This window comes from Flavobacterium sp. MMLR14_040 (assembly GCF_033657265.1).
GTDB lineage: Bacteria > Bacteroidota > Bacteroidia > Flavobacteriales > Flavobacteriaceae > Flavobacterium.
Genome location: NZ_JAWVWO010000009.1, coordinates 160,184 through 173,117, shown reverse-complemented (window position 1 = coordinate 173,117; position 12,934 = coordinate 160,184). Strand labels below are relative to the sequence as shown.

At 33.2% G+C, this 12,934-nt stretch carries 16 protein-coding genes; 9 read left to right on the top strand and 7 right to left on the bottom strand.

The genetic code is table 11. The features are described from left to right. Positions 1–76: 76 nt before the first annotated feature. On the bottom strand, positions 77–1,201 hold the full coding sequence (locus SD960_RS13910) for a cysteine desulfurase family protein (RefSeq protein ID WP_318804025.1): 1,125 nt from the start codon (positions 1,199–1,201) through the stop codon (positions 77–79). Positions 1,202–1,284: 83 nt separating this feature from the next. Here SD960_RS13910 and SD960_RS13905 point away from each other — a divergent pair, with 83 nt between their 5' ends. Then, positions 1,285–2,262 (top strand): hypothetical protein, encoded by a 978-nt coding sequence (locus SD960_RS13905; protein ID WP_318804023.1) that lies wholly within the window; start codon positions 1,285–1,287, stop codon positions 2,260–2,262. A gap of 139 nt (positions 2,263–2,401) precedes the next feature. On the opposite strand, the gene SD960_RS13900 is transcribed toward SD960_RS13905, so the two are convergent. Together SD960_RS13900 and SD960_RS13895 are read right to left on the bottom strand one after the other, a co-directional pair. Continuing rightward, positions 2,402–2,953 carry a Smr/MutS family protein gene (locus SD960_RS13900; RefSeq protein ID WP_318804121.1) on the bottom strand — a complete coding sequence of 184 codons (552 nt, stop codon included), beginning with the start codon at positions 2,951–2,953 and terminating at the stop codon, positions 2,402–2,404. Further along, complete coding sequence (locus SD960_RS13895) at positions 2,943–3,128, bottom strand: hypothetical protein (RefSeq protein ID WP_073393544.1); 186 nt, start codon at positions 3,126–3,128, stop codon at positions 2,943–2,945. The genes SD960_RS13900 and SD960_RS13895 overlap by 11 nt, the downstream gene beginning before the upstream one ends. Positions 3,129–3,251: 123 nt before the next feature. Between SD960_RS13895 and SD960_RS13890 the strand changes: the two genes are divergently transcribed. Beyond that, on the top strand, positions 3,252–3,518 hold the full coding sequence (locus SD960_RS13890; protein WP_318804119.1) for a DUF2752 domain-containing protein: 267 nt from the start codon (positions 3,252–3,254) through the stop codon (positions 3,516–3,518). A gap of 14 nt (positions 3,519–3,532) precedes the next feature. Here SD960_RS13890 and SD960_RS13885 read toward each other — a convergent pair whose 3' ends face one another. Further along, the gene (locus tag SD960_RS13885) at positions 3,533–4,234 is read right to left on the bottom strand and encodes a DUF1003 domain-containing protein (protein ID WP_318804022.1); all 702 of its coding nucleotides are present in this window, start codon (positions 4,232–4,234) and stop codon (positions 3,533–3,535) included. A gap of 194 nt (positions 4,235–4,428) precedes the next feature. Here SD960_RS13885 and epsC point away from each other — a divergent pair, with 194 nt between their 5' ends. From epsC to SD960_RS13865, 4 genes are all read left to right on the top strand, one after another. After that, on the top strand, positions 4,429–5,220 hold the full coding sequence (gene epsC, locus SD960_RS13880) for a serine O-acetyltransferase EpsC (protein WP_318804019.1): 792 nt from the start codon (positions 4,429–4,431) through the stop codon (positions 5,218–5,220). After that, positions 5,220–6,107 carry a cysteine synthase CysM gene (gene cysM / locus SD960_RS13875; RefSeq protein WP_318804017.1) on the top strand — a complete coding sequence of 296 codons (888 nt, stop codon included), beginning with the start codon at positions 5,220–5,222 and terminating at the stop codon, positions 6,105–6,107. Before epsC ends, cysM begins: the two co-directional genes overlap by 1 nt. Before the next feature lie 107 nt (positions 6,108–6,214). Beyond that, the gene (locus SD960_RS13870) at positions 6,215–7,201 is read left to right on the top strand and encodes an aldo/keto reductase (RefSeq protein WP_318804015.1); all 987 of its coding nucleotides are present in this window, start codon (positions 6,215–6,217) and stop codon (positions 7,199–7,201) included. A 109-nt stretch (positions 7,202–7,310) separates the two neighbouring features. Continuing rightward, positions 7,311–7,757 carry a hypothetical protein gene (locus SD960_RS13865; RefSeq protein WP_318804013.1) on the top strand — a complete coding sequence of 149 codons (447 nt, stop codon included), beginning with the start codon at positions 7,311–7,313 and terminating at the stop codon, positions 7,755–7,757. Here the strand turns inward: SD960_RS13865 and SD960_RS13860 are convergent. Beyond that, positions 7,754–8,803 (bottom strand): HAMP domain-containing sensor histidine kinase, encoded by a 1,050-nt coding sequence (locus SD960_RS13860; RefSeq protein ID WP_318804012.1) that lies wholly within the window; start codon positions 8,801–8,803, stop codon positions 7,754–7,756. The genes SD960_RS13865 and SD960_RS13860 overlap by 4 nt on opposite strands. Before the next feature lie 158 nt (positions 8,804–8,961). On the opposite strand from SD960_RS13860, the gene rlmD reads away from it, so the two are divergent. From rlmD to SD960_RS13845, 3 genes are read left to right on the top strand one after another with little or no spacing between them, the layout of a single operon-like run. Beyond that, positions 8,962–10,374 (top strand): 23S rRNA (uracil(1939)-C(5))-methyltransferase RlmD, encoded by a 1,413-nt coding sequence (gene rlmD / locus SD960_RS13855; RefSeq protein ID WP_318804010.1) that lies wholly within the window; start codon positions 8,962–8,964, stop codon positions 10,372–10,374. A gap of 11 nt (positions 10,375–10,385) precedes the next feature. Beyond that, positions 10,386–10,922: a DUF6452 family protein gene (locus SD960_RS13850; protein ID WP_318804007.1), complete on the top strand. Its 537-nt coding sequence runs from the start codon at positions 10,386–10,388 to the stop codon at positions 10,920–10,922. Beyond that, positions 10,894–11,721, top strand: a complete 828-nt coding sequence (locus tag SD960_RS13845; protein ID WP_318804004.1) for a DUF6048 family protein — start codon at positions 10,894–10,896, stop codon at positions 11,719–11,721. The genes SD960_RS13850 and SD960_RS13845 overlap by 29 nt, the downstream gene beginning before the upstream one ends. A gap of 87 nt (positions 11,722–11,808) precedes the next feature. Here the strand turns inward: SD960_RS13845 and SD960_RS13840 are convergent, their stop codons facing one another. Then, entirely contained in the window at positions 11,809–12,501 is a 693-nt protein-coding gene (locus tag SD960_RS13840) for an aspartate/glutamate racemase family protein (RefSeq protein ID WP_318804002.1), read from the bottom strand. Between the two features lie 173 nt (positions 12,502–12,674). Next, the gene (locus SD960_RS13835) at positions 12,675–12,911 is read right to left on the bottom strand and encodes a hypothetical protein (RefSeq protein WP_318804000.1); all 237 of its coding nucleotides are present in this window, start codon (positions 12,909–12,911) and stop codon (positions 12,675–12,677) included. Between the last annotated feature and the right edge of the window lie 23 nt (positions 12,912–12,934).

Genomic DNA, 12,934 nt, shown 5'->3' with positions numbered 1-12,934 from the left:
TAGAGTGTAGATTTTAGATTATAAAATCTACACTCTAAATCTTTGAACCTTTGCAACTCTGTCTCTTTGTACCTTTTTAAAGAGTTTTCAAACTTTGAACCAACCAGTCAATATCTTCTTTGGTATTATAATGACTGAATGAAATTCGTAGATTTGGTAATTTTAAATCTGTTTCTGAAAGCATTTCTTTTAAAACATGCGAAGGCTTTATACTTCCAGACTGGCAGGCGCTTCCTCTTGAAACGGCGATTCCTTTCATATCCAGACTAAATAATAACATCGAAGTTTTATCTTCAGAAAAAGGCAAAATGATATTGATGATATTATAAAAATCTTCTTTTTTACCGTTAATTCTAAAACCTGGAAGATGAATTTCTAATTGTTGAATAAGATACATTTTCAAGTCCGAAATATAGTTTCTTTCTTCCTCTAAATTTTCATAGGAAACAGACAAAGCTTTTGCCATTCCGGCAATTTGATGTACTGCTTCGGTTCCTGCACGAAGTCCTTTTTCCTGTTCTCCACCAAAAATTAATGGCTGCAAACCTGAGTTTTTACGAATAAACACAAAACCAATTCCTTTTGGTCCATGAAATTTGTGCGCGCTGGCAACTATAAAATCAACAGTAGTTTTTTGCAAATCGATTTCGGTTTTACCTACAGACTGAACAGTATCTGAATGAAATAAAGTATTGTATTGCCTGCAAATAACACTAACCCTGTCAAGATCTAAAATAGAGCCTGTTTCGTTGTTTACGTGCATTAAACTGACAATAGTTTTTTTATCTTCAGATAACAAACTTGATAAATGTGTCAAATCGATACTTCCGTCGTGATTTACATCAACATAATCAACCTGAATACCATAATCTGATTGTAAAGCTAAAACGGCATATAAAACCGCATGATGTTCAATTTTTGAAGTTATAATACGGGTTACTTTCAAATCTTCAACAGCCGAACGAAGAATCCAGTTATCAGCTTCTGTACCGCCGGATGTAAATATAATTTCCTGTGCAGAACAATTTAACTGTTTTGCAATACTTTTTCTGGAAAGTTCTAAAATAGTTTTTCCATTTCGTCCAAAACTGTGCGTAGATGAGGGATTACCAAAATCTTCAGTCATCACTTTTGTCATTTCCTGAATAACTTCAGGTCGCATGGCTGTAGTTGAGGCGTTATCGAGATATACTTTTTTCATTGATGCAAAGTTAAGAAATATCAATTGTGAATTCTTAAATATCATTTGCCAAATTTTTCACTATTTTTGACCCAAATAAAATTATGATGAGAAAATATGCAAGCTTACTGTTATTCGCATTTTTATTAAATGGTTGCGATGATGGTGATATAACTGTTGATAACGTTGACTTTAGTACTATTACAAACTCTGCAAGCTGTACTGATGAGAATTTATTGGTTTATAAACTTAAAACTCAGGAATCATTACTATTGCAGGTACCTGAAAATACTTTTCCGGAAAACCCAACACCTATAGATGTGCCAAATCAATACAATATTGATAATAGTACTTATAGACTTGTTTACAGAGGCTATGACGGAACAATAGCAGGAACATACATTTGTAGTTTAATACCGCCAACATCACCTAAAGTTATAGATGAATGGTATGCAAAATCAGGGGTAATAGAAATAGAAACCGTACAAAAAGTAACAGATGCCGACGCTAATAATGCTACGAGAATTAACGGATATAGTCATAACATTATAATTAAAAATGTTACATATTCTGTTTCCGGTGTCGATGTAACTGTACCCGAAATTGTATTTGGAGACTTTTCAACAAAATTGGAAACCACATTAGATTTAACATTTGATGAAACAGCAGCACAATGTACTACATCGGGACAAATTTATAATTTTATTGTATCCGGCGCTGCTATAACTATTGATGCTGTAGAATCTGGTTTAATTCAAAATACGGTTACGCCATTAAATCAGCCAAGAACGGCGGTGATAGGTGCTACCAATAATAAACTTTTATACCGAGTTTACAACAGTACTTTGACCGAAGATTATTTTTGCCAAACTACTACTCCATCAACTCCATCTTTAAAAGAAACATGGACTGGAGCTACAGACACAAATGGTTCAATTGAAGTAACAACAACTACCGATGGACCCAATGCATTTAAGCACACAATTGTACTTAAAAATGTAACGCTTCAAAAAGGAAACAGCAGCTTTAGATTAGGGAACACTTTTGCAATTGGATCGTTTTCAACAAGTGTTGCAAACTAAGATAATTCAGTTCTTTTCAAAACTATAAATTCTTACAAAAAAACATCCGTATTTAAAATTGATTTCTCATCGAAATTGTTTTTAAATACGGATGTTTTTTTATGCTTTATTTTGAGTTTTTTCAGTTCAATAAAAAATCTTATTTATTGTTTTGCCTAATATAAACTTCTGTTGCTCCCAACCCATATTTTTGATAATTGGCATCCTGAAAATCAATTCCGTCATAACGGCCTAATAAAAAATCGAGTTCCGCTTTTAAGACTCCTTCGCCAACTCCGTGAATAAAAACAATTTTCGGAATTCGATTTCGAATCGCAAATTCAATGTGTCTTTTTGCCGTTTCTGTTTGCAAAGTCAAAATATCATAATTTGACATTCCGCGTTTATTTGGAACCAGTTTTTCAATATGCAAATCAAATTCCGGAGCGGGAATTTCGCGTTTATCTTTCTTTTCTTTTACAAAACTTCTTGGTTTTGGCTCCGTTTTCTCTTTCGAAATTTCTTCTAAATTAATTCTTTTAATAGAATTCATTAAATTACTGGAATCTTGCATTTTAAGCAATTCATTGACAAAAAATGTCATCAAGAATCCGTCTTCGGTTTCGATCAGAACTTCCTTGTTTTTTACCGAAACAACTGTTCCGTTTATGGCTTCATCTAAAACAGAAACCTTATCTCCTTTATTCAACATCATGCTCCTCTTTTTCTTGATTTTTACTTGGCGTTTTTGCACTCAGCTGCATCATTCCATACATGAAAACTGCAATCGCAATTACCATAATATAGATATTTTTTTCTGCCGAAACCTGCTCATATAATGCAACCGAAATGGCAAGTATCATTATTAAAATTTTAAAAGCTTTCATATTTTAAAGTATAAAAATCCAAAAGTATGAAACTTTAAAATACCAGTTCCTACCTTGTGAAATGTTATCGGATATTTTTTTGTAAAATTGTAAAAAATAATCGCTTTGAATTTAGAGAAATTTATGCTGCCTTGTTTGTTCAAAACGCTGTTCGGAATCGAGTGTCTGGGCTGTGGTTTTCAACGCGCATTATTCTTACTTTTTCAAGGCGACTTTTTTGCTGCTTTTAAGATGTATCCGGCACTTTATTCTACCCTTTTATTTTTTGGATTTGGAGCTTTATATCTTTTCCAAAAATCAAAAAATAATCAAAAAATGCTTTGGGTTTCAGCTGTCATAAATGGCCTATTTATGGTTGGTGGATATTACTTCAAACACTTTTATTTTTAATTTTTCAACCTGAATTATTTCTTAATCTGATTCAGAATATCGTTCATCATTTCGATTTGTACTTTCTGAATTTCGATTAATTCCTGTTGCTGATGCATAATCAAATGATCAATTTTATCATGAATCATTCTAATTTCTAATTCTGATTTCAGGTTGATCATATAATCTTTTTTGGCACGGGTCCTGTCTTTTTCTTCCTGGCGATTTTGGCTCATCATAATTACCGGAGCCTGCAAAGCGGCAATACAGGAAAGAATCAAATTCAGCAAAATAAACGGATAAGGATCAAATCCTTTATTCATCAAAATATAAACATTTGAGCCAATCCAAATGACTATAAAAAGCAAAAACGAAATGATGAAAGTCCAGCTTCCGCCAAAATCAGCTACTTTATCGGCTATTTTTTGACCAAAACTTCTGGTTTCTTCTTCATCTTCAACAATATTTACAATTGATTTATCTTCTTTTAAAGAGGTAATAACACTTTTTTCAAGATCAGATAATGTACCTATTTCTGTAGACAAATAATTTGAAACATATTTCTGGCGGTAGTCATTTAATTCTTTAACAGCAATAAAATCAGCATCGCAAAAAGAAGGATGATCTTTGATTATCAGTCCTAAAATGGGATCATGAATTGATTTTCCCGAAACTTTTTCGTTTGCAGGAAAAGACAGGTTAGAAATAGCACTCTTAAAAGTCTGATTATTTTTCATTTTTAATATATTTGACTTGGCTAAATTACACATTTAACTTCTTAAGAATCATATAAATTATTGTCCTCCAAAATTCTTTTATTTATCACAAATAGAATTCTTAAAACAAAATTTCTTTAGTTAATTCGTGCCTTTATTTACAAAAAACGCCTTACTTTTAACGTTTCAAAATTACTCATTCAATTTTTATAATTGTGTCAAAAAATACCATCATAGAGAATATAAAAGCTTTAAAAAGCCATTTAAATATAAATTACGGAATCAAAACTAAAACAGAAGATTTTACCGAAAAGCTTTTTTATACCCTTTTTGATTCAAATGCACCTTTGGACGGAAGTATCGACGAACTAGAAATTCGTTTTAAGGAAATTGCCGTTCTGGCCTGCAGAAAGCCTCAAAATATGTGCGAATCTATCTGGGATCGTTTCCTGGAAAAATTGCCCGGCGTTCTGGAAAAACTAAATCAGGATGCAGAATATATCTTAGAAAATGATCCGGCATCAAATAGTATTGACGAAGTTTATTTGGGCTATCCCGGTTTTTATGCCATTGCCATTTACAGATTAAGCCATGAATTATATCAGCTTGATTTGTTATTGTTTTCGAGATTAATGAGCGAATATGCTCACCGTATTACCGGAACCGATATTCATGCCGGTGCACAAATTGCCTCGCCATTTTTTATTGATCACGCCACAGGGATTGTTATTGGAGAAACTACCGTGATTGAAAAAAATGTAAAAATTTATCAGGGAGTTACACTTGGAGCATTGAGCGTAAGCAAGGAAATGAAAAATGCAAAACGTCATCCAACTGTAGAAAAAAATGTTTGCATTTATGCCAACGCCACTATTTTGGGTGGTCAGACTACAATTGGCGCCAACAGCATTATTGGCGGAAACGCCTGGGTAACAAAATCTATTCCCGCAGGTTCTATTGTCATGAATACTACTACAACTGAAGTTAAAATAAAAGAAATAAAATAATGGGTCCACAGAAATTGCTAAACCTAATTGGAAATACTCCATTGATGGAAACTGTCAATTTGGTTAAAAATAAAAACGTAAAACTTTTACTGAAATTAGAAGGAAATAATCCGGGCGGAAGTGTAAAAGACAGAGCAGCATACAATATGATTGCATCGGCTCTTGAAAGAGGCGACATTAAAAAAGGAGATAAACTAATTGAAGCAACAAGCGGTAATACCGGAATTGCCCTTGCAATGATTGCGCAATTGTTTCAAATTGAAATAGAACTGGTTTTACCCGAAGATTCTACAAAAGAACGTACTCAAACGATGCGTGCATATGGCGCTACAGTGATTTTAACGCCTGCCAGCGAAGGAATTATTGGTTCGCGCGATTATGCCGATAAAAAAGTCGCTCAGGGCGGATATTTGATGTTAAATCAGTTTGCAAATGAAGATAACTGGAAGGCGCATTATAAAACGACAGGTCCTGAAATCTGGAATGACACTGAAGGAACCGTAACGCATTTTGTTTCGGCAATGGGAACGACAGGAACTATCATTGGAACTTCGACTTATTTAAAAGAAAAAAATCCTGCCATTCAAATCATTGGTGCCCAGCCAAGCGATGGATCTCAAATTCCGGGAATCCGCAAATGGCCACAAGAATATTTACCGAAAATTTTTGATGCTTCAAAAGTAGATACGGTTGTCGATGTAAGTGAAGAAGAAGCCAGAGAAACGACAAAAAGATTAGCCCTTGAAGAAGGTGTTTTTGCCGGAATGAGCAGCGGAGGTTCTGTTGCAGTTGCCTTAAAAATCGCCGAACAATTAGAATCCGGTGTTATCGTTGCCGTTATCTGCGACCGCGGTGATCGTTATTTATCTTCGGATTTATTTGATTGAGAAAGAGGCAAAGGTTCAGAGGCTCAGAGCGACAAAGTTTTAAAAACAAGTCTCAAAAACCTTTGAACCTTTGTTGCTATGAACCTTTGAACCTTAAACGAAAAAAAATGAACTACAGAAAACTAGGAAAAACAAACTTCAATATATCCGAAATCTCACTTGGCACCTGGCAAGTTGGAGGGAAATGGGGATCTGCGTTTGATAATAAAACAGCAGACGAACTTTTGAATACTGCAATTGATAATGGCGTTAATTTTATTGATACTGCCGATGTTTACGAAAATGGATTGAGCGAAACTGCCGTTGGGCGCGTCGTTCGTTCAAGATCTGAGCGTATATATGTGGCTACAAAATGTGGGCGTCAAATTAATCCGCATGTAAATGAAGGTTATCAGCCAAAAGTGCTTCAAAAATATGTTGAAGATAGTTTAAAAAGAATGGGATTAGAGACACTGGATCTGATTCAGCTGCACTGTCCTCCTACCGAAGTTTATTACCGACCTGAGATCTTCGAAATGTTTGATCGTTTAAAAGATCAGGGTAAGATTTTAAATCTTGGCGTAAGCGTCGAAAAAGTCGAAGAAGCGTTGAAAGCAATTGAATATTCGAATGTTACAACGGTTCAGATTATTTTTAATTTGTTTCGTCAGCGTCCGTCACAATTATTTTTCTCAGAAGCCAGAAAAAAAGATATTGGAATAATTGCCAGAGTTCCTTTAGCAAGCGGACTTTTAACAGGCAAATTTGATGCAAAAACCACTTTTGAAGCAGATGATCATCGTAATTTTAATCGTAACGGAGAAGCCTTTGATAAAGGCGAAACTTTTTCTGGAATTGATTATGATTTAGGTTTAAAAGCTGTTCAGGAATTAAAAGCATTGTTTCCCGAAGCCGAAAATCTGGCACCCTATGCCTTGCAATGGATTTTAGGTTTTGAAGATATTAGCTGCATTATTCCGGGAGCCTCAAAAACAAGTCATGTTTTGTCTAATTTATCCGTTTATGATCAGCCAAAATTAACTCCTGAAAAAATTTCGGCTATGAACGCTATTTATGAAAAATACATAAAACCTTCTGTTCATCAGCTATGGTAACATTAAAGGTCCTGAGGTTCTAAGTTGCTAAGATGCTAAGTTTTTTTTAAACTTTTGCTAGTAATCTTAGTACCTTAGCAACTTAGAATCTTAGTACCTCTTCAAAAAAATGCTTACAAAATCAAACTTTAAAGAATGGTTTAACCGTTATAAATATGCTGAAGTAGCAAGTACAAGTGCTGCACTTTTAACATCGCTTTTCAGTAAAATTTATAGCGGATTAACAACTGCCTATTTGATTACGTTTGCAGAATATTTTGCTTTTTATGGTGTAATAATCTTTACTTCCTACAGGAAATTAGCGAGGCAAAATAAGATTTCAGAAAAAACTACAACATTAAAAGATGTACTATCTCTAATAAAAAACCTGGCATTAGAATTTGGATATCCTGCATTTCTGGACTTTTTGGTAGTTCGCCCTTTTTGTATGTATTGGATGCCAATTTTATGTGGGAATTATTTCTTCGGAATTATTCTTGGAAAAATTACAGCCGATTCTTGTTTTTATTTCTTTACAATCATCAACTATGAAATTATAAAAAGGAGGAAAAACTAAATTTCAAATACAATTTTAAATTCAGCTCCTTTATTTTTCCCTTCGCTGGCAGCCGTTAATTCACCTTTGTTTCTTTCGATTATTTTTTTGCATAAATACAAACCAATTCCCGTTGAAGTTTCTTTTGCAGTTCCTAATCGGCTCATTTTGGTAAATTTCTTAAACAACTCATCAATTTGATTTTTATCAAAACCAATTCCGTTATCAGTAACAGTGATGATCAACTGTTCATTTTCAATATACATTCTTACTTTGATTTCACTATCAAAATAAGAAAATTTAATAGCATTACTTATTAGGTTAACCAAAACCTGAACCAATAAACCTTCATCAATTCTAAGTTTAGCTTCCTCTAATTCTAAAATCAGACTTAACTTTATATTTTTATCTAGTAAACGCTGCTCAACCTGTTCATTGATAAAAGGCAAAATATTCGGAAAAACAATCGTTTTCAATTCCTGATTCAATCTTACTACCTGATCCTGTTCGTTTAATAGCTTAATAAAGTTTTCGATATATCTAAATTGCAAATCGGTCGATTCACAAATTAAAGCAGCCAGATCTTTTATAGATTCTGATGGATTTTCTTCAATAATTAATTTTGCCAGACCTTGCGGATTTCCGGCAAAGTTTTTCAAATCATGAGAAAGCATATAAATCAAATCCTGTTTTTCGTTGATAAAACTTTCAGCTTCATAAATAGATTCCTGAATATTACACATTAATAAACCGGCTTCATCAGAATATTCGGTTGGCAAAACAGATAGTCTTCGATTGTTTCTGTAATCATTCAAAGATTTTGATGCAATGGCTATAGGCTTTATTAATTGATTCAAAATAAATAAAGTAATCAAAGTAGCCAGCAAAGTCATTATGAGAGAAAATACTAAAATCGAAGTTGCTGAAATAGCAGTATCATAATAAAGGACAAAAAATAAAATTCCGATTAGAGGAATATGTATACCAATAAATGCTACAAATAAAAATTTGAAAGCATAACTCTTTTTTAAAAAGCTAATTTGTGAAAGCTCGTGGTACAACTTCATAAAAAAAACAATACAAATAGGTTAAAAATGCAGCATTTGGGATTGTTGCAAAGGCAAAGTTACCGTTTAAACGTTATTAAACTCAATAAATTGATAAAATTGGTAAAATATTTTGAAAATTAAATTCGTAAAAGTTTACAAACCCTTATTTTTGCGCTATGGGAAGAAAAAATACAGACAAAGTTGTCTTTCATCAAATTCCGGTTCTTGATGCCGGAGCAAAAGGAGTTTCAGTAGCAAAAGCTCCTGACGGAAAAGTAATCTTTATTCCGAATGTCGTGCCGGGAGATGTGGTTGACATACAAACTTTCAAAAAGAGAAAGGCTTATTACGAAGGTAAAGCCGTAAAATTTCATGAATTATCAGAACATCGTATTGAACCAATCTGCGATCATTTTGGCGTTTGTGGAGGTTGTAAATGGCAAAATATGAAATACAGCCAACAGTTGTATTACAAACAAAATGAAGTAAAAAATCACTTACAACGTATTGGAAAAGTTGAACTTCCTGAATTTGAAACTATTTTAGGTTCAGAAAAACAGTTTTTCTACAGAAATAAAATGGAATTTTCGTTTTCTAACGCTCGTTGGTTAACCGAAAAAGAAATTGGAAGTACAGAAGATTTAGGAAACAGAAATGCACTAGGATTTCATATTCCGAAAATGTGGGATAAAATCCTGGATATCCAAAAATGTTATTTACAGGAAGATCCATCCAATGCAATCAGAAATGAAATTCGTGATTTTGCAAATGAACATAATCTGGCATTTTTTAATCCAAGAGAACAATCAGGTTTATTAAGAACTTTTATGATTCGTACTGCTTCAACGGGAGAAATCATGGTTTTGATTCAGTTTTTTGAAAATGACAAGAAAAACCGTGAACTTATTCTGGATCATTTATACGAGAAATTTCCACAAATTACTTCATTACAATATGTGGTAAATTCGAAGCAAAACGATACCATTTACGATCAGGATATAAAATTATACAAAGGAAGAGATTATATTCTGGAAGAAATGGAAGGATTGAAATTTAGCATCAATGCTAAATCATTCTACCAAACCAATTCTGATCAGGCTTATGAATTGTATAAAATTACACGTGATTTTGCCGGACTTACTGGCGACGAAACTGTTTATGACTTATATACAGGAACAGGAACTATCGCTCAGTTCGTTTCTAAAAAAGCTAAAAAAGTAATTGGTGTAGAAAGTGTTCCCGAAGCTATTTTGGATGCTAAAGCAAACGCAGAACGCAATAATATTACAAATTGCGAGTTTTTTGTTGGTGACATGAAAGTAGTTTTCAATGAAGCTTTTATCGCACAGCATGGAAAACCTGACGTTATTATTACAGATCCGCCAAGAGATGGAATGCACAAAGACGTTATCGATCAAATTTTAAAAATTGCTCCTAAAAAAGTAGTTTACGTAAGCTGTAACTCGGCTACACAAGCGCGGGATTTAGCTTTAATGGATGAAAAATACAAAGTAACCCGTGTTCGTCCGGTTGATATGTTTCCGCAAACGCATCATGTTGAAAATGTTGTACTTTTAGAACTTCGATAACTAAATTATAAATGAAAAAAATAATCTCATTTTTATTACTCTTTGCTTTTGGATTATCAGGTTGCGAGAAGGATGATATTTGTGACGCAAATACACCAACCACTCCCCGATTGATAATTTCGTTTTACGATATTAATAATCCAACTGTAAAGAAAAAAGTAACAAGATTAAAAGTAATTGGCGACGGACAAACAGAAGGAATCATTTTCAACGAAAGTGCCCTTGATGATGAAAAATACATTACCAGCGGTGATTCCATTGGTATTCCGTTAAAAACAGACGAAGACACAGCTACTTATAGTTTTATTTTAAATTCGGACAATACAAATGCAGATTTGGTTAATACTGATAAATTAAAATTTAATTATACCAGGCAAAATGTGTATGTATCCAGAGCTTGTGGTTTTAAAACTATTTTTAAACTGGATACCCAAACACCTTACGAACAAACAGATCCTACCAGTGATGGTTTATGGATGCAAAATATCGCCCCAATAAATCTTAACATTGAATACGAAGATGAAACACACATTAAAGTATACTTTTAGTATTTGCTTATTGCTTTCAATGTTTTTGGTTAACGCCCAGGATTCTACGGCGACAAAAGAAATCGTTCCTGAAAAAACAAAAACTGCAGCAAAACCTGTAACAAAAGCAAAACAAGTTCAGGAAGCTAAAACAGACAGTATTCCAACTCCTCCAAAAACAAATCGTTATGGTTTGCGGGTAGGGGTCGATTTGTATAAACTAACCCGAGGTTTATATGATAAAGATTATAAAGGAATCGAAATTGTAGGTGATTTTCGTTTAACGAAAAAATACTATATAGCAGCAGAACTTGGTTTTGAAGATAAAACTACAGACGACGACAGATTAAATTCTACTGCAACCGGTACCTATATTAAAGGTGGTTTTGATTATAACTTATACCAAAACTGGCTTGATATGGAAAACATTTTAAGCATAGGTTTACGTGGTGGTTTTAGTACCTTTAGTCAGCAATTGAACAGTTATAAAATATATAACGCAAATCCTTATTGGGGTGAAGAACCTGCACTTGTTGCCGGACAAAAATTTGACGGCTTAACAGCAGGATGGCTTGAAGTTACAGGAGGTTTAAAGGCAAAAGTTTTTAATAATGTATTTGTAGGTTTCTCTGTTCAGTTAAAGCTTTTGGTAGCCAATAAAACACCTGATGGTTTTGATAATTTGTATATTCCAGGTTTCAACAGAACATATGATGGTAATTTCGGAATTGGTTTTAATTATACCGTTTCTTATTTTATTCCGCTTTATAAGAAAAAAGTAATTGTACCGGAAATTCAAAAAAGCAGTCCAAAGAAATAATTTTTACCAATAAATAAAAGCCACGAATTCAAGAATTAAATAATCAATTCATGAATTCGTGGCTTTTAAATTTTTATATTTTTTTAATTAAGACAGCTGAAATTCGACTGCGGCTTTTGAATGAATCAAAGTTGTATCAAAAACAGGAACAGCAACATCTTCAGGTAAAATCACTAGCGGAATCTCGGTACATCCTAAAATAATTCCCTCAGCTCCTCTTTTTATTAATTCGTTTGCAATTTCCAGATAACGTTTTTTGGTTTCGGGAGTTACAAGTCCTTTTCCTAATTCTTCAAAAATGGTAGTATGAATAAAATCTTTATCATTTTCACTTTCCGGAATAATAGCTTCAATTCCCTGCGCGATAAGTTTATCTTTAAAAAAATCCAGTTCCATTGTGAATTTGGTTCCCAATAAACCTACTTTTTTAAGATTTTGCTTCTGAATTTCTTTCGCTGTTTCTGTAGCAATATGAATGATTGGTAAATCGATGGCTTCTTCAAGTCTGTCAGCGATTAAATGCATTGTATTAGCGCATAAAATAATAGCTTCTGCTCCGCCTTGTTTTAGAAATTGACAACCTTTTAAAAGCATATTAAAAGTCGAATCCCAATCGTTGTTTTCGTTATTCTTTTTTATATCAGCATAATTGAAAGAATAAAGTAAACATTCCGAGAAGTTCAAATCTCCCATTTTTTCATTTATTCCCTGATTTATAAGTTTGTAATAATCTGCTGTAGAAACCCAGCTAATTCCGCCTATAAGTCCAATTATCTTCATAAATAACTATTTTATAAATATTCTTTAATTATTTTTAACGCAGAGAACGCAAAGGTTTTTTCGCGGAGTTTCACTAAGATTTAAGTTGTGTATACACAATTTAAGTCCGCAAAGCGTTGTATCCCGAGGCTTCGGTGAAACAAAATCTTTATAATCCTTATAATTGTGGCTAATTAACCTATTTCTCTAATTCCTTTTATAAAAATCCATTTCATAAAAAGCTTTTCACCGTCTTTCGTTTTTACCGCCTGAAATTTAGGTGAAATCAAAGTCGCCACAATAAACGACGTCATCGGAATCCAAAGTCCGGTTAATTGTGTATATGTTGCTACCAAAAAGCGACCTAAAATAAATAAAATCGCGAAACATCCTAATTGATATAAAAAAGCTCTTACTTGTAGTTTTGACATTTTTTTCTTTTTGAGGTTCATAG